32 protein-coding genes and 1 pseudogene are annotated in these 21,678 nt (G+C 39.0%); 30 read left to right on the forward strand and 3 right to left on the reverse strand.

Annotated features, from left to right (window positions below; genetic code table 11):
• Positions 1–89: 89 nt before the first annotated feature.
• From rpsS to J0J33_RS03245, 23 genes and pseudogenes are all read left to right on the forward strand, one after another.
• Positions 90–368, forward strand: coding sequence for a 30S ribosomal protein S19 (rpsS, locus tag J0J33_RS03135; RefSeq protein WP_003133742.1), 279 nt, complete (start codon positions 90–92; stop codon positions 366–368).
• A gap of 15 nt (positions 369–383) precedes the next feature.
• Positions 384–731: a 50S ribosomal protein L22 gene (gene rplV, locus J0J33_RS03140; protein ID WP_003133743.1), complete on the forward strand. Its 348-nt coding sequence runs from the start codon at positions 384–386 to the stop codon at positions 729–731.
• Between the two features lie 12 nt (positions 732–743).
• Positions 744–1,397, forward strand: a complete 654-nt coding sequence (rpsC, locus tag J0J33_RS03145) for a 30S ribosomal protein S3 (RefSeq protein WP_003133744.1) — start codon at positions 744–746, stop codon at positions 1,395–1,397.
• Between the two features lie 3 nt (positions 1,398–1,400).
• The gene (gene rplP, locus J0J33_RS03150; RefSeq protein ID WP_003133745.1) at positions 1,401–1,817 is read left to right on the forward strand and encodes a 50S ribosomal protein L16; all 417 of its coding nucleotides are present in this window, start codon (positions 1,401–1,403) and stop codon (positions 1,815–1,817) included.
• On the forward strand, positions 1,814–2,023 hold the full coding sequence (gene rpmC / locus J0J33_RS03155; RefSeq protein ID WP_003133747.1) for a 50S ribosomal protein L29: 210 nt from the start codon (positions 1,814–1,816) through the stop codon (positions 2,021–2,023). The genes rplP and rpmC overlap by 4 nt, the downstream gene beginning before the upstream one ends.
• 18 nt (positions 2,024–2,041) lie before the next feature.
• Positions 2,042–2,302: a 30S ribosomal protein S17 gene (gene rpsQ, locus J0J33_RS03160; RefSeq protein WP_003133748.1), complete on the forward strand. Its 261-nt coding sequence runs from the start codon at positions 2,042–2,044 to the stop codon at positions 2,300–2,302.
• Positions 2,303–2,323: 21 nt separating this feature from the next.
• A complete protein-coding gene (gene rplN / locus J0J33_RS03165) occupies positions 2,324–2,692 on the forward strand; it encodes a 50S ribosomal protein L14 (protein WP_003133749.1) in 369 nt (122 codons plus the stop codon).
• Between the two features lie 157 nt (positions 2,693–2,849).
• A complete protein-coding gene (gene rplX / locus J0J33_RS03170; RefSeq protein ID WP_003133750.1) occupies positions 2,850–3,155 on the forward strand; it encodes a 50S ribosomal protein L24 in 306 nt (101 codons plus the stop codon).
• 19 nt (positions 3,156–3,174) lie between these two features.
• Positions 3,175–3,717: a 50S ribosomal protein L5 gene (gene rplE, locus J0J33_RS03175; protein ID WP_003133751.1), complete on the forward strand. Its 543-nt coding sequence runs from the start codon at positions 3,175–3,177 to the stop codon at positions 3,715–3,717.
• A 19-nt stretch (positions 3,718–3,736) separates the two neighbouring features.
• On the forward strand, positions 3,737–3,922 hold the full coding sequence (locus J0J33_RS03180; RefSeq protein WP_003129946.1) for a type Z 30S ribosomal protein S14: 186 nt from the start codon (positions 3,737–3,739) through the stop codon (positions 3,920–3,922).
• A 229-nt stretch (positions 3,923–4,151) separates the two neighbouring features.
• Positions 4,152–5,753, forward strand: a pseudogene (locus tag J0J33_RS10925) (Na/Pi cotransporter family protein).
• 349 nt (positions 5,754–6,102) lie between these two features.
• On the forward strand, positions 6,103–6,504 hold the full coding sequence (locus tag J0J33_RS03190; RefSeq protein ID WP_173816865.1) for an ArsC/Spx/MgsR family protein: 402 nt from the start codon (positions 6,103–6,105) through the stop codon (positions 6,502–6,504).
• Positions 6,505–6,604: 100 nt separating this feature from the next.
• Positions 6,605–7,558 carry an L-lactate dehydrogenase gene (locus tag J0J33_RS03195; protein ID WP_019291434.1) on the forward strand — a complete coding sequence of 318 codons (954 nt, stop codon included), beginning with the start codon at positions 6,605–6,607 and terminating at the stop codon, positions 7,556–7,558.
• Entirely contained in the window at positions 7,555–8,421 is an 867-nt protein-coding gene (rfbD, locus tag J0J33_RS03200; protein WP_019293001.1) for a dTDP-4-dehydrorhamnose reductase, read from the forward strand. The genes J0J33_RS03195 and rfbD overlap by 4 nt, the downstream gene beginning before the upstream one ends.
• Positions 8,422–8,754: 333 nt before the next feature.
• Complete coding sequence (gene rpsH, locus J0J33_RS03205; protein ID WP_003133755.1) at positions 8,755–9,153, forward strand: 30S ribosomal protein S8; 399 nt, start codon at positions 8,755–8,757, stop codon at positions 9,151–9,153.
• Positions 9,154–9,240: 87 nt separating this feature from the next.
• Entirely contained in the window at positions 9,241–9,777 is a 537-nt protein-coding gene (rplF, locus tag J0J33_RS03210) for a 50S ribosomal protein L6 (RefSeq protein WP_019291431.1), read from the forward strand.
• 142 nt (positions 9,778–9,919) lie between these two features.
• The gene (rplR, locus tag J0J33_RS03215; RefSeq protein WP_003133759.1) at positions 9,920–10,267 is read left to right on the forward strand and encodes a 50S ribosomal protein L18; all 348 of its coding nucleotides are present in this window, start codon (positions 9,920–9,922) and stop codon (positions 10,265–10,267) included.
• Between the two features lie 20 nt (positions 10,268–10,287).
• Complete coding sequence (gene rpsE / locus J0J33_RS03220) at positions 10,288–10,782, forward strand: 30S ribosomal protein S5 (protein ID WP_003133760.1); 495 nt, start codon at positions 10,288–10,290, stop codon at positions 10,780–10,782.
• A 10-nt stretch (positions 10,783–10,792) separates the two neighbouring features.
• Complete coding sequence (gene rpmD / locus J0J33_RS03225; protein ID WP_003134512.1) at positions 10,793–10,975, forward strand: 50S ribosomal protein L30; 183 nt, start codon at positions 10,793–10,795, stop codon at positions 10,973–10,975.
• Positions 10,976–11,112: 137 nt separating this feature from the next.
• Positions 11,113–12,162, forward strand: a complete 1,050-nt coding sequence (locus J0J33_RS03230) for a BMP family protein (protein ID WP_003133762.1) — start codon at positions 11,113–11,115, stop codon at positions 12,160–12,162.
• Between the two features lie 201 nt (positions 12,163–12,363).
• Positions 12,364–12,816, forward strand: a complete 453-nt coding sequence (rplO, locus tag J0J33_RS03235; protein ID WP_003133763.1) for a 50S ribosomal protein L15 — start codon at positions 12,364–12,366, stop codon at positions 12,814–12,816.
• 70 nt (positions 12,817–12,886) lie between these two features.
• Positions 12,887–14,203: a preprotein translocase subunit SecY gene (gene secY, locus J0J33_RS03240; protein ID WP_019291430.1), complete on the forward strand. Its 1,317-nt coding sequence runs from the start codon at positions 12,887–12,889 to the stop codon at positions 14,201–14,203.
• Positions 14,204–14,354: 151 nt separating this feature from the next.
• The gene (locus J0J33_RS03245; RefSeq protein WP_003133767.1) at positions 14,355–15,002 is read left to right on the forward strand and encodes an adenylate kinase; all 648 of its coding nucleotides are present in this window, start codon (positions 14,355–14,357) and stop codon (positions 15,000–15,002) included.
• 47 nt (positions 15,003–15,049) lie between these two features.
• On the opposite strand, the gene J0J33_RS03250 is transcribed toward J0J33_RS03245, so the two are convergent.
• From J0J33_RS03250 to J0J33_RS03260, 3 genes are read right to left on the reverse strand one after another with little or no spacing between them, the layout of a single operon-like run.
• The gene (locus J0J33_RS03250; RefSeq protein ID WP_019291429.1) at positions 15,050–15,859 is read right to left on the reverse strand and encodes a metal ABC transporter permease; all 810 of its coding nucleotides are present in this window, start codon (positions 15,857–15,859) and stop codon (positions 15,050–15,052) included.
• Entirely contained in the window at positions 15,852–16,574 is a 723-nt protein-coding gene (locus J0J33_RS03255) for a metal ABC transporter ATP-binding protein (RefSeq protein ID WP_173816863.1), read from the reverse strand. Before J0J33_RS03255 ends, J0J33_RS03250 begins: the two co-directional genes overlap by 8 nt.
• Positions 16,575–16,595: 21 nt before the next feature.
• Positions 16,596–17,039, reverse strand: coding sequence for a zinc-dependent MarR family transcriptional regulator (locus J0J33_RS03260; RefSeq protein ID WP_019291427.1), 444 nt, complete (start codon positions 17,037–17,039; stop codon positions 16,596–16,598).
• A gap of 201 nt (positions 17,040–17,240) precedes the next feature.
• Between J0J33_RS03260 and infA the strand changes: the two genes are divergently transcribed.
• From infA to J0J33_RS03295, 7 genes are all read left to right on the forward strand, one after another.
• Positions 17,241–17,459: a translation initiation factor IF-1 gene (infA, locus tag J0J33_RS03265; protein ID WP_003133772.1), complete on the forward strand. Its 219-nt coding sequence runs from the start codon at positions 17,241–17,243 to the stop codon at positions 17,457–17,459.
• 52 nt (positions 17,460–17,511) lie between these two features.
• Positions 17,512–17,628 (forward strand): 50S ribosomal protein L36, encoded by a 117-nt coding sequence (rpmJ, locus tag J0J33_RS03270; protein ID WP_014024193.1) that lies wholly within the window; start codon positions 17,512–17,514, stop codon positions 17,626–17,628.
• Positions 17,629–17,645: 17 nt separating this feature from the next.
• A complete protein-coding gene (gene rpsM, locus J0J33_RS03275) occupies positions 17,646–18,011 on the forward strand; it encodes a 30S ribosomal protein S13 (RefSeq protein WP_003133773.1) in 366 nt (121 codons plus the stop codon).
• A 17-nt stretch (positions 18,012–18,028) separates the two neighbouring features.
• Positions 18,029–18,412: a 30S ribosomal protein S11 gene (rpsK, locus tag J0J33_RS03280; protein ID WP_003133774.1), complete on the forward strand. Its 384-nt coding sequence runs from the start codon at positions 18,029–18,031 to the stop codon at positions 18,410–18,412.
• A gap of 51 nt (positions 18,413–18,463) precedes the next feature.
• Positions 18,464–19,402: a DNA-directed RNA polymerase subunit alpha gene (locus J0J33_RS03285; protein ID WP_003133775.1), complete on the forward strand. Its 939-nt coding sequence runs from the start codon at positions 18,464–18,466 to the stop codon at positions 19,400–19,402.
• Positions 19,403–19,417: 15 nt separating this feature from the next.
• Complete coding sequence (gene rplQ / locus J0J33_RS03290) at positions 19,418–19,798, forward strand: 50S ribosomal protein L17 (protein ID WP_003133776.1); 381 nt, start codon at positions 19,418–19,420, stop codon at positions 19,796–19,798.
• Positions 19,799–20,187: 389 nt separating this feature from the next.
• The gene (locus J0J33_RS03295; RefSeq protein WP_173816860.1) at positions 20,188–21,672 is read left to right on the forward strand and encodes an S-layer homology domain-containing protein; all 1,485 of its coding nucleotides are present in this window, start codon (positions 20,188–20,190) and stop codon (positions 21,670–21,672) included.
• The last annotated feature ends 6 nt before the right edge of the window (positions 21,673–21,678 follow it).

Below are 21,678 nucleotides of genomic sequence, written 5' to 3' on the forward strand. Positions count from 1 at the left end.
AAGATGTCGAGAAGATATCTATATAAATCATCCGCCAACCTGGCCCTAGTAGCCAGCGTGGTATCAAATTTAAAGGAGAACTCAAAAACATGAGTCGTAGTCTTAAGAAGGGGCCTTTCGCTGACGAGCATTTGATGAAAAAAGTCGAAGCTCAAGAAAACGCCGAAAAGAAATCAGTGATCAAAACTTGGTCACGCCGTTCTACAATCTACCCTAACTTTGTAGGACTTACAATTGCTGTTTACGATGGTCGCAAACACGTTCCCGTTTATGTTCAAGAAGATATGGTTGGACACAAATTAGGTGAATTTGCACCAACTCGTACATACCGTGGTCACGCTGCTGACGACAAGAAAACTAGACGTTAATAGGAGGAGAACAAAATGGCAGAAATCACTTCAGCTAAAGCAACTGCAAAAACAGTTCGCGTTTCACCTCGTAAAACTCGTCTTGTTACAGACTTGATTCGTGGTAAACGTGTTGCGGATGCAATCGCAATCTTGAAATTCACACCGACTAAAGGTGCTGCAGAAGTTCTTAAAGTAATGAACTCAGCTATCGCTAATGCAGAAAATAACTTTGGTCTTGAAAAAGCTAACTTGGTAGTTAGCGAAACTTTCGTCAACGAAGGACCAACAATGAAACGTTTCCGTCCACGTGCGAAAGGTTCAGCTTCACCAATCAACAAACGTACTAGCCACATTACAGTAGTAGTGGCTGAGAAAGAATAAGGAGGTAAAATCGTGGGTCAAAAAATTCATCCAATTGGTATGCGTGTTGGCGTTATTCGCGACTGGGATGCCAAATGGTATGCTGAGAAAGAATATGCGGATTACCTTCACGAAGATTTGGCAATTCGCCAACTCGTTCAAACAAAACTTGCTGATGCTTCAGTTTCACTTATTGAAACTGAACGTGCTGTAAACAAAGTTATCGTTACTTTGCACACTGCAAAACCAGGTATGGTTATCGGTAAATCTGGTGCTAACGTTGATGCACTTCGTGCAGACCTCAACAAACTCACTGGTAAACAAGTTCACATCAACATCGTTGAGATCAAACGTCCTGACTTGGATGCTCACTTAGTTGGTGAAGGAATTGCTAAACAACTTGAAGCACGTATCGCTTTCCGTCGTGCTCAAAAACAAGCTATCCAACGTGCTATGCGTGCAGGAGCTAAAGGTATCAAAACTCAAGTATCTGGTCGTTTGAACGGTGCGGACATCGCCCGTGCAGAAGGATACTCTGAAGGTACAGTTCCACTCCACACATTGCGTGCGGATATCGACTATGCTTGGGAAGAAGCAGACACTACTTACGGTAAACTCGGCGTTAAAGTTTGGATCTACCGTGGTGAAGTTCTCCCAACTAAAAAATCTGTGAAAGGAGAAAATTAATCCATGTTAGTACCAAAACGTGTAAAACACCGTCGTGAATTCCGCGGTAAAATGCGTGGCGAAGCTAAAGGCGGTAAAGAAATCGCATTCGGTGAATTTGGTCTTCAAGCGACTACTTCTCACTGGATCACTAACCGTCAAATCGAAGCAGCCCGTATTGCTATGACTCGTTACATGAAACGTAACGGTCAAGTTTGGATTAAAATCTTCCCTCATAAATCTTACACAGCCAAAGCTATTGGTGTGCGTATGGGTTCAGGGAAAGGTGCTCCTGAAGGTTGGGTATCACCAGTTAAACGTGGTAAAATCATGTTTGAAATTGCTGGTGTAAGTGAAGAAGTAGCACGTGAAGCTTTGCGTCTTGCATCTCACAAACTTCCAGTCAAGACTAAATTTGTAAAACGAGGTGACGCAGAATGAAATTGAACGAAACAAAATCACTTCTCAAGGATCTCCGCGCTTTGTCAATCGACGAATTGGCTACACGCGAAGCTGAATTGAAAAAAGAATTGTTTGAACTTCGTTTCCAAGCTGCAGCTGGTCGTCTCGAAAACACAGCGAAACTTGACGAAGTGAAGAAAACAATTGCACGTGTTAAAACTGTGCAACGCGAATTGACTAAATAGATCGGGAGAAATACATAAATGGAACGTAATCAACGTAAAGTTTATCAAGGCCGCGTGGTTTCAGACAAAATGGATAAAACTATCACAGTTGTCGTAGAAACTAAACGTAACCACCCAGTCTATGGTAAACGCATTAACTACTCTAAAAAATACAAAGCTCATGACGAAAATAATACTGCCAAAACTGGTGATATCGTACGTATCATGGAAACTCGTCCTCTTTCAAAAGACAAACGTTTCCGCTTGATCGAAATCGTTGAAGAAGCTGTAATTATCTAAGCTAACTAGGAGGAAAAAAGCATGATTCAAACAGAAAGCCGTTTGAAAGTTGCAGATAACTCTGGTGCCAAAGAAATCTTGACTATCCGTGTACTCGGTGGTTCAAGCCGTAAATTCGCTGGTATTGGTGATGTTATCGTAGCTACAGTAAAATCAGCTGCCCCTGGTGGAGCTGTTAAAAAAGGTGAAGTTGTTAAAGCTGTTATCGTTCGTACTAAATCTGGTGCTAAACGTCCTGATGGATCTTACATCAAATTTGACGAAAATGCAGCAGTTATTATCCGTGACGATAAAACACCTAAAGGAACACGTATCTTTGGCCCAGTAGCTCGTGAACTTCGCGAAGCTGGTTACATGAAGATTGTTTCTTTGGCACCTGAGGTTCTCTAATATTTAGAGGATGTCGAAATAGCGGGAGAGTATCCCGCTATTGATGTCAAAATCAACAAAAGGAATTTTATTCCACATTTATAAATCCACTTCTATCATAGATAGAAATAGTCCCCTACATGTAGGGTGCCCAGAGGGCGTAAGAAAGGAATATCAAATGTTTGTAAAAACTGGAGATACTGTAAAAGTTATCGCAGGTAAAGACCGCGGTACAACAGGTAAAGTGATTAAAGCTTTGCCAAAAATGAACAAAGTCATCGTTGAAGGTGTTGCTATCATGAAGAAACACCAAAAACCAGACGCTGTTAATCCAAACGGCGCTATTCTTGAAATCGAAGCACCTATCCACGTTTCTAACGTACAAGTGCTCGACAAAAACGGTGTAGCTGGTCGTGTTGGTTATAAAGAAGTTGACGGCAAAAAAGTTCGTTTCAACAAAAAATCAGGCGAAGTCCTAGACTAAGACGGGAAGGAGAAAGAATATGACTAATCGTTTAAAAGAAAAATACTCTAACGAAGTAGTACCAGCATTGACTGAAAAATTCGGTTACACTTCAATTATGGCAGTGCCAAAAGTTGAAAAAATCGTGCTTAACATGGGTGTTGGGGATGCAGTAAGCAACTCTAAAAACCTTGACAAAGCCGTTGCTGAATTGGCTTTGATCTCTGGTCAAAAACCGTTGATTACTAAAGCTAAAAAATCAATCGCGGCTTTCCGTCTTCGTGAAGGTCAAGCTATCGGTGCGAAAGTAACTCTTCGTGGCGAACGCATGTACGAATTTTTGGATAAACTCGTAACTGTTTCTCTTCCACGTGTACGTGACTTCCACGGTGTATCAAACAAAGCGTTTGATGGACGCGGAAACTACACACTTGGTGTGAAAGAACAATTGATCTTCCCAGAAATCTCATACGATGATGTTGATAAAGTACGTGGTTTGGATGTTGTTATCGTAACAACTGCGAACACTGACGAAGAATCACATGAATTGCTTGCTAAACTTGGCATGCCGTTTGCTAAATAATAGGATAGGAGAATAACTAATGGCTAAGAAATCTATGGTTGTTAAAAACCAACGCCCTGCAAAATTCTCAACGCAAGCCTACACTCGTTGCGAACGCTGCGGACGCCCACATTCAGTTTACCGCAAATTTAAACTTTGCCGTATCTGTCTTCGTGAGTTGGCTTACAAAGGTCAACTTCCAGGCGTTAAGAAAGCATCTTGGTAATTTGAAATTGATATAAAAAGGGCATTTCAGAAGCTTAGCTTATTGCCCATGCAATCTCCACGGGGGATTGTGGTTCTAACAGAAAAAAACACTTTCTCATTTGAGGAAGTTTTTTTGTTTTCAAAAATATCTTTATTACAATATTGTTTCTTAACGAAATTAAAATAAGATATACTTAAATATAAGTGAAAAATAAATAAAAACATGAATGCAATTTGGAGATTTTGTGATGACCATCTACGACATTTTTTTCTTATTAGGCGGTTTGGGCCTTTTCTTATACGGTATGAGCTTGATGAGTGATGGTTTAAGCTTGATTGCCGGTTCTCAACTGAAAAAGATCTAACAGCGTTTGACACGTAATAAATGGTTCGGCGCTTTTTTAGGTTTTATCATCACCGCGGTCATTCAGAGTTCTACAGCGACAACAGTTATGGTTTTAGGATTTATTGATTCGTCATTGATGAATTTGAGCCAGGCTGCAGGAATTATTATGGGGGCCAATGCTGGAACGACCATAACAGGCATTTTATTTACATTTAATATTCAAGACATTGTTCCCTTTGTCATTTTTATAGGCACGATTGCCACGCTGTTTATGAAACGTAAGGCTTTCAATCACATGGGAATGATCTTGCTAGGGTTTGGGCTCTTATTCTTAGGGCTAAATCTGATGAGTGTATCCATGGTTCCTTTAAGAGAAGCACCTCTCATGGCGGAACTGTTTACTCATACGCAAATGCCTCTTGTAGGTTTATTGGTTGGTTTTGCTGTTACTGCTTTAATTCAAAGTTCAACTGCTTCAGTAGGTATTTTGCTGACGATGGTTGCCGCAGGTATTGTGGTGGATTTACATCAAGCTATATTTATTCTGTATGGGTTTAATGTGGGGACTGTTGTGACCACTCTTCTTTCATCAATCCGTGGAAATAAAATAGCCAAGCAGGCTGCGATGGTCCATGTCTGGTTTAATATTATTGGAGCGCTCATCTTCACAGCTTTGACTATTTTACCTTTCGGCTTTGTCAGCCTCCTTCAGAATACTTCTGAAAGTATTGCCCTGCAACTAGTTTATGCTCATATTATTTTTAATGTTGCAACACTTTTTATTTTGTTACCACTTTCGAAATTTATTATTCAGTTGGCGGAAAAGTGTGTTAAAAATGCACCAGATGATACAGCGCACCTGAAACTAAAATTTATTGATCGAAGGTTACTCCGCACACCAGAGATTGAAGTTGAGCAGATCCTTAAAGAAATTCAAAGAACATTTGAACTTGTGTAAGAGGATTTTACCGAAGGAATGAATATTCAACATGGAGAAAAAAATAGCACGAGTCTTATGAATGAAACTTTGATTAACTACTTGGTACAGGAGGTTAATCGGGCACTTGTCAATCTTAATACAGTTGAGTTAAAGGATAAATATGCTATTTTTGTCGGAAGGGCATATAAAATTATAAATTATTTGGCCCAGATTGAGGCATATACCAAAGATATCGTATTGACACTGAATGTTTACGATTACTCGGAGGAGGAAGAGGACAAGGAAAAAAATGAATTGGCCATTAAGCTAGTCATGGAGTCTATCGTACCATTAATAGAGAGGATGCTAGATCAAGTTTTTACATTCCTTAAAGATAAACAACATCAGGAAGAAGAAACAATACTGGATGAGATTAAAAAGTTAGAGCGAGAAATTCTTAATCTTACTCAAGTCAATAGAGATTTACTACGATCAGACTTTGAAGATATTCGAATTCTTAACAATTTACGAAAAATAAGTACAGATATCCTCCATATCGCAGAAGTATTGAATTATAAAGTGTAAAAAAAGCAGTACGAAAAGTACTGCTTTAAAATCAAGTTTTTAACAGATTGAAAAGAGAATTGTAATTGTTTTTTGTCATAAATTTTTTGAGTAAAGGGCCTCTTGGGACCAAAGAACTTTTCAAGGTGTCTTCAACATGATTGAGTGATTAACTACGGTCTTAGTATACTATAAAGTTAAGGATAGGTAAAATGAATCTTTTTGATAGTTATAATTATATATATTAATTAATTATTTGAAGTTTTGATTACATTTAATAATTCTTTGTATTAAATAGATTTATTTTACAAATTAAAAAGAAAGCTCTACAATGTTTATAGAAAAGTACTGATATTATAAAGGAGAAAAAATGATTACTATCTACTATCGCAACTCTTGTTTATCCAGTAGAAAGGCGATAAATTGGCTGAATGAACATCATATTCCTTATCGAAAATGTACGATAGATTGTGTGAACTGTGAAGACTTGTCGTATATGCTTCGACTAACTGAAAATGGTATTGATGATATCGTGAAGTCGACGAAGCGTTGCACAGAGGATTTGCACCGAAAAATTCTTCAGCTCCAACAGATGCATTTTAATGAGGCAGTCGTTTATCTCAGCGAAAATTTTGAAGTGTTACAGACACCTTTGATTGTTGATCATAATAAATTTTTAGTGGGCTATCATTCCGAAAACATTCGGCAGTTTGCTCCACGCTATTATCGGATGAGCAGTATTTTTCTACATCAGTATAAACGCCAAATTTAATTAAACAAATTAATATCTATCATTAAATTAATTCATTTTACAAATGTCTAATTATGGCTTAATATAGAGATAGAGAAATAATACAGAAGGAAGTGTAAATATGCAAGTAACAAATAGAAAAGTAGTCGTTGTTGGAACAGGATTTGTCGGAACAAGCATTGCTTATTCGATGATTAATCAAGGAATTGTTAATGACCTTGTGCTGATTGATGTGAATCAGGAAAAAGCTGAGGGGGAAGCTTTGGACCTCCTTGACGGAATTGCTTGGGGTCAAGAAAATGTAAATGTCAAATCTGGCGGTTATGAAGAATGTAAAGATGCAAACGTAGTTGTCATTACAGCAGGGATTAATCAAAAACCAGGACAAACACGGTTAGAACTTGTAGATACAAATGCTAAAATAATGAAATCTATTGTGGATGAGGTAATGAAATCTGGTTTTGATGGCGTCTTTGTTATTGCTTCTAACCCTGTAGATGTTCTGACTTACTGTGCTTGGAAAGCTTCAGGTCTACCAGCTTCTAGGGTTGTAGGAACGGGAACAACCTTAGATACGACACGTTTTCGTAAAGAACTCGCGACAAAACTTGAGATGGATCCTCGAAGTATCCACGGTTATATTATTGGTGAACATGGGGATTCAGAAGTTGCGGTATGGTCGCATACGACGGTTGGTGGTAAACCAATTCTTGAATTTATCGTGCAAAACAATCGCTTAGAAGTTGGCGATTTACAAACTTTATCAGACAAGGTAAAAAATGCCGCTTATGAAATTATTGACCGTAAAAAGGCGACTTATTATGGTATCGGAATGAGTACAGCTAGGATAGTAAAAGCTATTCTAAATAATGAACAAGCAGTTCTTCCTGTTTCATCATACCTAGAAGGTCAATATGGTGAAGAAGGTATCTTCACTGGTGTGCCCTCTGTCGTAAACCAAACTGGCGTAAGAGAAATTATCGAATTAAATATTGATGCGTACGAACGTAAAGCTTTTAAAAACTCCGTTAAACAGTTGCGTGAAGTGATTCAGTCACTAGAAAGTCAAGAATGAATCTGATTATAGGAAAAAATGGTTTGTTGGGACGGGAACTTTGCTTACGGTTTGATAGAGAAAAAATTCCTTATCTGGCTACGGGGTCACACGAGCTAGATATCACCGATAAAGTTGCAGTCGATGCGTATTTTTCTCGTCATAAACCACAAATTATTTATCTTTGTGCAGGCTATACTGCAGTCGAAAAAGCAGAACAAGAAGAACGACATTTAGCCGAGCAGGTCAATGCTGTTGGTACCGAAAATATTGCACAAGCAGCTGAGAATGTGGGAGCATTATTACTTTATGTCTCTACTGATTATGTCTTCAGCGGCAACTTAGAGCTTGGGAAAGAATGGGAAGTAGACGATGTTCCACACCCACAAACCCACTATGGTTATACAAAACTATTGGGTGAAAATGCTGTGCAGAAAAATACTACCAAACATTATATTATTCGTACAAGCTGGCTTTTTGGATGCTACGGTAATAATTTTGTCTCCACTATGAAAAATAAAGCCAAGAATAAAGATGATCAAGTAATTATGGTGGTCAATGATCAATTTGGTTGCCCAACTTGGACTAGAACATTAGCTGATTTTATGATTTACTTGGTGCAGCATAAACCAAAATATGGTATTTATCATCTGACCAACGCAAAAGTTGAAGCCGAAAATATTTCTTGGTTTAAATTTGCAAAATATATTTTGCGCCAAGAAGAAGTCAAGCTTTTACCCCTTGCTACAGTAGAGCTTGCATCAAATGTGAAACGACCTTACAATTCCACATTGAGTATAAAGAAAACAGAAGCTATTGGTTTTTCAGTGCCAACCTGGCAAGAAGCTTTAAATACTATGCAGAGGTTAGAAAATGGAGAATAGATGATGGAAATTCTTATTATTTTGATCTTATTAAGTTTCCTTGTCTTTAAAATATTTTCTTTTTCCAAAACCTCGGTTCTTCAGGAAAAAACGGAAGAGAGAGAAGAATAACTCTTTAGTCGAGATATCTTTATTAATGAAAAAACACAGCGTATATTTTAGAAGCTGTGTTTTTTATCTTTCAAAAATTAAATGGAGGAAGAAACACCCGAGCCTATTGACACGAGAGAAATAATTTGATAAACTATATAAGTTCGGTCTTTTTAAAAAGACCTCATTAATTTGAAAGTGGGATTGAACAAACCCAAACTACAAATAAGGAGAAATTACATTATGGTAATGACAGACCCAATTGCAGACTTCCTCACACGTATCCGTAACGGAAACATGCGTCGTTTCGAAGTTGTTGAAGCACCTGCTTCAAAAATCAAACGTGAAATCGCAGAAATCCTCAAAGCTGAAGGTTATGTGAAAGACGTTGAGTACGTTGAAGATAACAAACAAGGTGTTATCCGTGTATTCTTGAAATACGGAAAAAACAACGAAAAAGTTATCACTAACTTGAAACGTATCTCTAAACCAGGTCTCCGTGTTTACGTTAAATCTGACGAAGTACCACGCGTACTTAACGGACTTGGTACAGCAATCATCTCAACTTCTGAAGGCGTTGTAACTGACAAAGCTGCACGTTCTAAGAACATCGGTGGTGAAGTTCTTGCTTACATCTGGTAATCTTTTACCCGTAAGCTGAAAGTATTATAATTGTGAAAACAGGTAGTAGAAATACTCTTGATAATTTAACAGAAAAGGTAAAAAAACATGTCACGTATTGGTAATAAAGTCGTTGTTTTGCCAGCTGGTGTAACAGTTGAACAAAATGGCGCAACAGTAACAGTTAAAGGCCCTAAAGGCGAATTGACTCGTACATTTGCAGAAGCAATCACAATGGAAATCAATGGTTCTGAAGTAACATTCAAACGTCCAGATGATTCTAAAGAAATGAAAACTATCCACGGAACAACTCGTGCAAACTTCAACAACATGGTTGTTGGTGTTAGCGAAGGTTTCCGTAAAGAACTCGAAATGATCGGGGTTGGTTACCGTGCACAACTTCAAGGTTCAAAACTTGTATTGGCTGTTGGTAAATCTCACCCAGACGAAATCGAAGCTCCAGCAGGAATCACTTTCGAAGTTCCAGATGCTACACACATCAACGTTTCAGGTTCAGATAAAGAAGTTGTTGGTCAAACAGCTGCTTACATCCGTAGCCGTCGTTCACCAGAACCTTATAAAGGTAAAGGTATTCGTTACGTTGGCGAATTCGTACGTCGTAAAGAAGGTAAAACTGGTAAATAATCTCTTTGAGATTATGATCCGTCATTTGGTGAATGTAAGTTTGCCAAAATTCTGTACAGACAGAAACTTCCCGCTTGCATTTTTTGCAAGAAAATCGATGGCAGAAACTATCGAAATATAAAATATTTAAAGAGGTAGAATTGTGATTTCTAAACCAGATAAAAACAAACTCCGTCAAAAACGCCACATTCGCGTTCGCGGAAAAATCTCAGGTACTGCTGAGACTCCACGTTTGAACGTTTTCCGTTCAAACACAAACATCTATGCACAAGTTATTGATGACGAAGCAGCTGTAACACTTGCATCTGCATCATCACTCAAATTGACTGGTACTAAAACAGAACAAGCTGCTGAAGTTGGTAAACTTGTTGCTGAAGCTGCTAAAGCTAAAGGCATCGAAGCAGTTGTATTTGACCGCGGTGGTTATCTCTATCACGGACGTATCCAAGCACTTGCAGAAGCTGCACGTGAAGCTGGATTGAAATTCTAAGGAAAGGGGTAATCATTAAAATGGCTAGAAACGAAGAAGTTAAAGAATTCGAAGAACGCGTTGTTGGTATCAACCGCGTTACTAAAGTTGTTAAAGGTGGACGTCGTCTCCGCTTTGCTGCACTTGTTGTAGTTGGTGACCGTAACGGTCGCGTAGGTTTCGGTACTGGTAAAGCTCAAGAAGTTCCAGAAGCAATCCGTAAAGCTATCGAAGCAGCTAAGAAAAACATCGTGACAGTTCCTATGGTAGGAACTACTGTACCTCACGAAGTACTTGGTGTATTCGGCGGTGGTAAAATCCTTATCAAACCAGCTGTAGAAGGTTCTGGAGTTGCCGCAGGTGGTGCCGTTCGTGCCGTCCTCGAACTCGCAGGTGTTGCTGACGTAACATCTAAATCATTAGGTTCAAACACAGCAATCAACGTTGTTCGCGCAACAGTTGAAGGTTTGCAACAATTGAAACGCGCTGAAGAAGTTGCGGAACTCCGCGGCAAATCAGTAAGCGATTTGGCATAAGGAGGATATCATGGCTCAAATCAAAATTACATTGGTAAAATCACCAATCGGCCGTATCCCTGCACAACGTAAAACTGTTGTTGCACTTGGCCTTGGTAAACTTGGTTCATCAGTTGTGAAAGAAGACAATGCAGCACTTCGCGGCATGGCTAACTCAATTTCACACTTGGTAACAATTGAAGAAGTTAAATAGTAATTAAAAAAGTTCAGATTATCTGGACTTTTTTTCTGAGGAAATTGTAAAAATTTTCAAGATGTCGAATTAAATAAGTAAAAATGTACATTAAATTTTAAGGTATAATTGTTTTTAAATGTGAAAGGAAGAGAAGAATGAACAAACGAATTTTTGCACTTGCGACAGTGGCACTTGCATCAGTAATTGTACTTGCAGGTTGCGGAGGACGCAATACAGAAAGATCGCAAGGAAAAACAGACCTTAATGCAGCCTTAGTTTTAGGTAATGATGGGGTTGATGATCGCTCATTTAACCAATCAGCTTGGGAAGGTCTTCAAGCTTGGGGTAAAGATAACGGGCTTTCAAAAGGAAAGGGAATTAACTACTTCCAATCTAACTCTCCAGCTGAATTCACTTCAAACTTTAATTCGGCCGTTTCAGGTGGTTATGATCTTGTGTTCAGCATTGGCTTTGTTTTGCACGAAGCAACTTCTCAAGCCGCACAAAACAATCCTGATACAAAATTTGCTGTTATCGATTCGGTCATCGAAGGTAAAGACAATGTGGTCTCTGCAACTTTTGCGGATCAACAGTCAGCTTACCTTGCAGGTGTAGCAGCAGCAAAAACAAGTAAAACAAATCATGTTGGTTTCATCGGTGGGATCAAGTCAGATGTTCTTGCCGCTTTTGAAACAGGCTTTACAGCGGGTGCCAAATCAGTATCACCAGATATCAAAGTTGATGTACAATATGCGCAGTCCTTCACAGATGCCGGCAAAGGTAAAACAATGGCTTCAGCAATGTACGCTAGTGGTGCAGATGTGATTTATCAAGCAGCAGGTAGTGTCGGAACAGGTTTGTTCACAGAAGCTAAGAATTTGAATGAAACAAGAAAAGAAGAAGATAAAGTATGGGTTGTTGGTGTTGACCAGGACCAAGAATATTTAGGTGGGTATACATCAAAAGATGGGAAAAAATCAAACTTTGTCCTTGTTTCAACAGTTAAAGAAGTTGGAAACGCAGTTAAAGATATTGCCAATAGAACAGAAAAAGGGAAATTCCCTGGTGGTGAAAACCTCAAGTATGATCTTTCTAACGGCGGTGTAACACTTGCTCGAGATAATGCTTCAGATGAAGCTTGGAAAGCAGTTGAAGCAGCAAAAGCTGATATTGTTTCAGGAAAAATTGAAGTTCCAGCAAAATAAACGAAAAAAGGGTATGAAAGACATACTCTTTTTTCTGTTTTAAAAAAAGAAAAGACTATGGAATGATTTGCTTTTTCAGAGTAAATTTAGTAAAATGGAAAAGGTTTAAAAGCCAAAAATTAGAAAAGTACAGGCGAGTTGAACTCCATCCTTCCTTAGAGTGGAGCGAGGCGGCAGCATTGTACAAAATAAGGAGAAAACATGAAACTTCATGAAATGAAAGCTGCTGAAGGCAGCCGTAAAGTTCGCAACCGTGTAGGTCGTGGTACTTCATCTGGTAACGGTAAAACATCTGGTCGTGGACAAAAAGGTCAAAAATCACGTTCAGGTGGTGGCGTACGTCCTGGTTTTGAAGGTGGACAAACAGAATTGTTCCGTCGTCTTCCAAAACGCGGATTTACTAACGTAAACCGTAAAGAATACGCAATCGTAAACCTTGACACTTTGAACCGTCTTGGTGATGGTGCTGAAGTTACAGCTGAAACTCTTGTAGCTGCTAAAATCATCAAAGATGTTAAATCTGGTATCAAAGTTCTTGCTAACGGCGAATTGACAGTTAAAAACCTTAAGGTTAACGTTGCTAAAGCATCTTCTGCTGCGAAAGCTGCTATTGAAGCTGCTGGTGGTTCTGTAGAACTTCTTGAAGCAAAATAATTCAATTGGCGGTTGATTTTCAACCGCTTATTTTATAGGGTTAATATTTAAGAAAGTTTAGAGGGAAATTATGTTTTTCAAAACTCTAAAGGAAGCTTTCAAAATAAAAGATGTAAGAGCACGGATTATCTTCACCATCTTTATTCTGTTTGTCTTTCGATTAGGTGCGCATATCACAGTACCGGGGATCAATGTTGAAAACTTGAATGCCCTGAGTGATTTACCGTTCTTGAACATGATGAACTTGGTGTCTGGTAATGCCATGCAAAACTATTCATTGTTTGCTATGGGGGTATCACCTTATATCACAGCATCAATTATCGTTCAACTTTTACAAATGGATATTTTGCCAAAGTTTGTAGAGTGGTCAAAACAAGGGGAAATCGGACGTCGTAAGCTTAATCAAGCGACACGCTATATTACTTTAGTTTTGGCTATGGCTCAATCTATCGGTATCACTGCAGGTTTCCAAGCTATGAGCTCGGCAAATATCGTACAAAATCCTAACTGGCAAACTTACCTAATGATTGGTGTCATTTTGACAACAGGATCAATGGTTGTTACATGGATGGGTGAACAAATCAATGAAAAAGGATTTGGTTCTGGTATTTCTGTTATCATCTTTGCGGGTATTGTTTCAGGTATTCCAAGTGCCATTCACGAAGTTTATACAGAGTGGTTTGTAAATGTTCGTCCGAGTCAAATTCCAATGTCGTGGGTAATGGTCGCTATTCTGGTTGTTGCTTCAGCATTGATTATTTACTTCACAACATTTGTACAACAAGCAGAACGTAAAGTTCCGATTCAATACACTAAGTTGACACAAGGGGCGCCTACAAGTTCATACTTGCCACTTCGTGTTAACCCAGCAGGCGTTATTCCAGTAATCTTTGCAGGTTCTATCACAACTGCTCCAGCAACGATTTTACAGTTCTTACAACGCGCTCAAGGTAACAATGTTGGCTGGCTGAATAGCTTACAATCAGCCCTTTCTTATAATACATGGACTGGGATGTTACTTTATGGCTTATTGATTGTTCTCTTTACCTTCTTCTACTCATTTGTACAAGTTAATCCAGAAAAGATGGCAGAAAATCTGCAAAAACAAGGTTCATATATCCCATCTGTTCGTCCAGGTAAAGGGACTGAAAAATATGTTTCAGGCTTACTTATGCGTCTGGCAACAGTCGGGGCACTTTTCCTTGGCTTTATTTCGATTCTTCCAATCGTTGCCCAAAATATTTGGGGATTGCCAAAAATCGTTGCCTTGGGAGGAACATCGCTCTTGATCTTGATTCAGGTTGCTATTCAAGCTGTTAAACAACTTGAAGGTTATCTCTACAAGAAAAACTACAAAGGATTTATGGATAATCCAATTGAAAGCTAAAAAAATCTTGCTTCGGCAAGGTTTTTCTTTATTTATCGTAAGAAATGCGGTAAAATATTAAGGTATAATTTATATTATGTTGTCTGTAAACTCATAAGCAAGAGTTGCAGCATCTATAGTAAAACTTGTAAGAAGAAAACGGGAGAAAAGAATGAACTTGTTAATCATGGGCTTGCCAGGCGCAGGTAAAGGTACACAGGCAGAATTTATCGTTAAAAATTACGGTGTGAATCACATCTCTACAGGAGATATGTTCCGTGCAGCGATGAAAAATGAAACTGAGATGGGCAAACTTGCTAAATCTTATATCGACAAAGGAGCATTGGTTCCAGATGAAGTAACAAACGGTATCGTCAAAGAACGTTTGGCACAAGATGACATCAAAGCTTCAGGATTCTTGCTTGATGGTTATCCACGTACATTTGACCAAGCAGAAGCTTTGGACAAAATGTTGGTAGAACTTGGCATTAAACTTGATGCAGTCATCAACATTGAAGTAAACCCAGATATCTTGGTCGAACGCTTAAGTGGACGTTATATCTGCCGTACATGTGGCGCAACATATCACAAACTATTCAAACCTACAAAAGTTGAAGGCACATGTGATGTATGTGGAGGACATGACCTTTATCAACGTGCCGATGATGTTCCAGAAACAGTTAAAAATCGCCTAGAAGTAAACATCAAGGAATCAGCACCAATCTTGAAACACTATACAGAACTTGGTTTAGTTAAATCAATCGATGGCGGACAAGCTATGGAGAAAGTAACCGAAGATATTCAAGCTGTTCTTGGCTAAAATAGAACAAAAAAACACTGAACATTATTTCAGTGTTTTTTGTTTGTCTATCTTCGGAAAAGACGTTTTAATAAAGAAACAATTAAGAAAAGTGCAACGAAGATTAAGGTAATTGCAGAACTTGCAGGCGCATTGAAGTAATAGGAGATGATCAATCCACTGTTCATACCAATAAAACCAATGATAACTGACCAGATTAGTACGGTCTTGAAGGATTTTCCAATAAGCATAGATACACTAGCGGGTAAAACCATGATTGCAGAAACCAGTAGGGCGCCACAGGCAGGAATCATCAAAGCAATCGCCAAACCAGTTACAATATTAAAAATCATTGACATAGCACGGACGGGAAGACCATCTACTAAAGCTGTATCTTCATCAAAAGTCATCACATAAAGTGGACGGAGAAAGAATATAAAGCCAGCCAGAACAATCAGAGCGATGATGTAAAGCATCACGACTTGCGGAGTAGCGATAGTTACAATTGAACCAAAAAGATATTGGTCAATGCTGATGCTGGTTTTACTCCCTGCCACATTAATAATAAACATGGCTAAAGCAAGTCCAGCGGACATTAAAATCGCAGTTGCGAGCTCAAGATAATTTTTATAGACGGTACGGAGAAATTCCATAAAGATAGCGGCAATAATAACGACAATTAAAGTTGTCCATGTCGGATTTAAACTAAAGAGGACTCCGAAAGCAACGCCTGCTAGAGAAACATGGGAGAGGGTGTCAGAGAGTAGAGACTGACGACGCAGAACAAGGAAAACCCCAAGAAGTGGTGCAAAAAGTGAAATGGCAGTTGTCGCTAGTAAAGCGTTGCGCATAAAGTCATAAGAGAGGATTTCAAACATTAGCTTTTACCTCCTGTTTCATTTTTGCATTAGGGTTGCCATGGACTTCAAAGCATTCAAATTTTCCGTTTTTGTCTCGGGCAAGGTGGATGTTTCGGTCCATATATTTTTTAACAGAGTCAGGATCGTGTGTAACCATGAGAACACTTTTACCATGCTCATGTGCAGCATGGGCCATGAGCTCATAAAAGGCTTCTGTGGTTACATCGTCCATCCCAACAGTTGGTTCATCCAGAACAAAGACATCAGGGTCAGAAGCAAATGTACGAGCAATGATGATACGTTGCTTTTGTCCACCGGAAAGTTCTCCAATTTTTTTATGACGAAAGTCCCACATGCCTACAGCATTAAGAGCAGCTTCTACGTGTTCTTCGTCATGTGCATTAAGCTTGCGGAACCAACCTTTACGGGGATAACGACCAGAACGAACAAATTCATGAACAGTTGAGGGGAAACCCGCATTGAAACTGGAAATTTGTTGTGGGACGTAAGCGATACGTAAACGGCGATTTTGTGTGTCATGGCGTGCAATGATAACTTTACCAGACTTAGGTTTCAAAATTCCGAGCGTTATTTTGATTAGCGTTGACTTTGCCGCACCGTTTTCTCCAGTCAATGTTACAAATTCCCCTGGGTTAACCGAGTAACTCACATCTTCTAAAACAGGATTATTGTCATAATAAAAGCTTACATTTTGAACATCAATATAAGGCATAATTTTTATTTACTTTCTAAACTACTTAAATTTTTCAGCGAGTTGATGAAGAAAGTCTTGGATTACTTTTTGTTCATCTTCTGTATATTTCTGTGTAAGTTGCTGATAACTGTCTAGCGTTGCCTCATGATGTGCAGCGTGTTCACGTGCAATGGGCAATGCTTTTTCTGTTAGATTCCATAAAACAACACGTTCATCGGTCTTACTTTTCGTGGGCGATATAAGTTCTAAATCTTGTAACTTTTTTAAAGCTTTAGTGATGGCAGCCGGAGAGACCGAAAGAGTTTCTGCCATCCGAGCATTGGTTGTTGGTTCTCCATTCAGGAGCATCAAGAGATGTTCTTGAGTAGAAGTTAATTTGATATCACTTTGACACTTTCCAAGAAGAATTTCGTGCTTGTTTTCAGCAAATTGCATGACTTGAGATAAGAATTGATCAATTTGTTTTTCTAAATTTGTATGCATGATTCCTCTCCTTTCATTTACTGGTTAATAATAACATGGCTCTCATTAAATGTCAACCGGTTAATATTAAAGCAGAAAGAAAAATAAAGGAAAAAAATAAATAGAGGGCTTGTCATTTGTCAGTCAGTGTGCTATAATATATCAGTCCGACTTTTTAGATACACTTGTATCTTTCGGGGATTTTTAAGGAGGTACTTTTGCTTGGCAAAAGATGATGTTATCGAAATTGAAGGTAAAGTAGTAGATACTATGCCGAATGCGATGTTCACTGTTGAACTTGAAAATGGTCACAAAGTTTTGGCGACGATTTCTGGAAAAATTCGTAAGAATTATATCCGTATCCTGCCTGGCGACCGCGTGCAAGTGGAAATGTCACCATATGATTTGACACGTGGACGCATTACCTACCGTTTTAAATAACCTGGACATTCATTGAGTGCGAAAGCACAGTAACCATAGAAAGGAAGACACAATGAAAGTAAGACCATCAGTTAAACCAATCTGCGAATACTGTAAAGTAATTCGTCGTAACGGTCGTGTTATGGTAATTTGCCCTGTAAATCCAAAACATAAACAACGTCAGGGATAGAAAGGAACTATTAAATTATGGCTCGTTTTGCTGGAGTTGATATTCCAAACGAAAAACGTATCGTTATTTCATTGACATACGTTTACGGTGTTGGACTTCAAACTGCTAAAAAAGTGCTTGCTGCTGCAGGTGTTTCAGAAGATGTACGTACTAAAGATCTTACATCTGATCAAGAAGACGCAATTCGTCGTGAACTTGACGGCTTGAAACTCGAAGGAGATCTTCGTCGTGAAGTAAACCTCAACATCAAACGCTTAATGGAAATTGGTAGCTACCGTGGTATGCGTCACCGTCGTGGACTTCCTACACGTGGACAAAACACAAAAAACAACGCACGTACTCGTAAGGGTCCTGCTAAAGCTATCGCTGGTAAGAAAAAATAATCTAGAAAGGAGTTAAAATGGCAAAAATTACTCGTAAACGTCGTGTGAAAAAGAATATTGAAACTGGTATCGCCCACATTCAATCAACTTTTAACAACACTATCATTATGATTACTGACGTTCATGGTAACGCTCTTGCTTGGTCATCTGCAGGTTCACTTGGTTTCAAAGGTTCTAAAAAATCTACACCATTCGCTGCACAAATGGCATCTGAAGCTGCTGCTAAAGCTGCTCAAGAACAAGGGTTGAAAACAGTATCTGTTACAGTTAAAGGTCCTGGTTCAGGTCGTGAATCTGCAATCCGTGCACTCGCGGCTGCTGGTCTTAACGTAACTTCTATTAGTGATGTGACTCCTGTACCTCACAATGGTGCACGTCCTCCAAAACGTCGTCGTGTATAATCGTTAGTGAGTTGCAAAATCACTTTACTTTTCTTTTAGAGGAGACTATACATGATTGAGTTTGAAAAACCAAAAATTATTAAATTTGACGAAACAGAATTTTACGGTAAGTTTGTAGTAGAACCACTTGAACGTGGTTACGGTACAACTTTGGGTAATTCTTTACGTCGCGTTCTCTTGTCTTCATTGCCTGGGTCTGCTGTTACTTCAATCCAAATTGAAGGTGTTCAACACGAATTCGCAACAATCCCTGGTGTACGTGAAGATGTGGTCCAAATCATCCTTGCTATTAAAGGACTTGCGATCAAATCTTACGTTGAAAATGAAAAACAAATTGAGCTTGACGTTACTGGACCTATGACAGTAACCGCAGGTGACATTTTGACAGATAGTGATATCGAAATTGTCAATAAAGACCATTATCTTTTCTCTATCGCAGAAGGTCATTCTATGCGTGCTGTGATGACAGTAAACAAAGGTTACGGATACGTTCCTGCTGACGAAAACAAAGTCGAAGGCGCACCTATCGGTACAATTGCTGTGGACTCAATTTACACACCAGTTAGCAAAGTTAACTATCAAGTAGAACCAGCTCGTGTAGGTGGTGATGCATCTTACGATAAGTTGACTTTGGAAATCACTACAAACGGCACAATCGTTGCTGATGATGCTTTGTCTCTCTCTGCGAAGATTTTGACAGATCACTTGAACTTGTTTGTTGACTTGTCAGAAACAGCTTCAGAATCTGAAACTCTCGTGGCTAAAGAAGAAGTTAAAACAGAACGTGTCCTCGATAAAATTATCGAAGAAATGGACTTCTCAGTTCGTGCTTACAATGGTTTGAAACGCGCTGGAATCAATACCGTAGCTGATATTGTGGAAATGAGTGAAGCTGACATGATTAAAGTCAAAAACCTCGGTCACAAATCAGTAGAAGAAGTCAAGGTTAAATTGACTGACTTGGGCTTGGAGCTCAAAAAACGAAAATAATACAGGAGGAAAAAAATGGGTTACCGTAAACTTGGACGCACATCTTCACAACGTAAAGCTATGCTTCGTGATTTGACAACTGATCTTATCATCAACGAAACTATCGTTACAACTGAAGCTCGTGCTAAAGAAATCCGTAAAACAGTTGAAAAGATGATCACTCTTGGTAAACGTGGTGACTTGCACGCTCGTCGTCAAGCAGCAGCTTACGTTCGTAACGAAATCGCTATTAAAGATTTCAACGAAGAAACTGAAACTTTCCCAACTGCACTTCAAAAATTGTTCGACGATATTGCTAAACGCTACGAAGGCCGTAACGGTGGTTACACTCGTATCTTGAAAGTTGAACCACGTCGTGGTGATGCTGCCCCTATGGCAATCATCGAGCTTGTTTAAGAGAGTTCGGATTTAAATATTATATAAGATTACTTATTGAGTGTTATGATGATGGCGCTGTGTTTGAGTTGACGTAAAAACGTCGAGTAGCACTGCTTAGTCTAGCTCTGTCTACCGAGATATTTATTTCGGTAGTTCACTCAATATGTTTTTTTTTTTTGCTTTTTTATAAAAATATAGGTCTCTTTTCAATAAAGAGGCTTTTTTAAGTGTGGGGATTAAAAGAATATAAAATTCTTTCCTTTGATATGATATAATCAAATCAAGGACTACGAACTTGGGAGAGGATATAGTGTCTGTTGTAGTGTGGAATAATTTTAAAAATAACGAAGACACTTTTTTGTTAAGGACGTATGAATAGGAATTTATGAGAAAAAGGAATAACATTTGTGGAAAAATATAAAAAATTACTCACGCTTAGCGCTCTCGTTTTATCGTCCACACAAGGAATATTGGTAAGTGCCAGTGAGCTTACAGCGACAAATGTGGACAGCAGTGCCCCAATAACGAGCAACGTGCAAGAAGAGGTCGAAGCTTCTAGTAGTTCAGAAGGAAGTTCTGAAAATAGTTCTACTGCTGATAGCTCTCTGGAAGATAGTATTTCTGAAAGTGACCATCAAAGTAATCCCCCTTCAGATAAGGAGACTGAAGAAACCGGGACAGCTCCAGGAAGCACAACTGAAAAACCAGAGAAAAATAACAGTGAGAAGGAAGTGGCCAAGGAGTCGGTTGCCCAAGAGTATTTTTCACGCAAAAATCTCCCCAGAGTTGGTGTTAGTCTTAAACAATTACCCGTAAAAAATTCAGGATCTCCTTTTAGAGATATCTCACAGTCAATGTTCAAAAATAACATCAACTGGATTTATGGTCGTGGTATTACTACAGGTTATACGCCAAGCACCTATAACCCTAATGCAAAAGTAACACGCGGAGAGATGGCTGTTTTTCTACACCGCTTAGCAGGAGCACCAGCATATAAAGCGCCTTTCAATGTTTATACAGACGTTAGTCAGTACAAAAACCAAATCCTTTGGTTGACAGCGACCACAGTATCTAATGGTACAGCCCCTCACTATAATCCTAATGGTAAGGTAACTCGTGGACAAATGGCGGCCTTTCTGCACAGGATGGCAAAAGCATCAGGAAAAGCTCCTGCTTCTGCAAAATATAATCCAAAGTTTTGGGATGTCCAAAATCATATGTTTAAAAATGATATAGGATGGCTAAGTTCAAAAGGGATAACGACAGGATATACAGCGACATCTTTTAAACCAGATGCGGATATCACACGTGGAGAGATGGCCGCATTTCTCTATCGCTTCTATAGTGTTGTAGTAAATAATCAGAAACTTCCGGCAGCACCACAACCTCATGCTAATCAACCAATATATTATTCTCAGCTGGATGCAAGATGGAAGAATAACAGATTGAATGGCTCCAATGTAGGAGTTTCAGGGTGTGTGCCTACAAGCTTGGCTATGATTCTACGGGGAAGCTATGGACAAAATGTTGACCCAGGAATTGTTGCTAAAAAAGCGGATACGATTAGTCACGAAAGCTTTGGACTCTCAGGGAAGGATTTGATCAATACTGCTAAAGCTTATGGACGTAGTGTAGAAGTTATCAGTAATATCAACCGAGCAGAAACTTTGCTCAGAGCAGGCTATCCTCTCATATTTTATATTAATGTGGGTATTGGCCATGCCGTTGTCGTTTCCGACTATGTCAACACTAATGGTCGAGTAAATATTAACGATCCTTATGGAAAACTATTCTATCCTTCAGGAAAAACAACTTTGCGTGAACTATGGGGACGTCCTAGTCAAGATGCTATGGATTGGAATGCAGGCCGTCCTGTATTTGCGATTAAGTAGGAGGAA

This window comes from Lactococcus sp. LG1267 (assembly GCF_017309545.1).
GTDB classification, from domain to species: Bacteria; Bacillota; Bacilli; order Lactobacillales; family Streptococcaceae; genus Lactococcus; species Lactococcus petauri.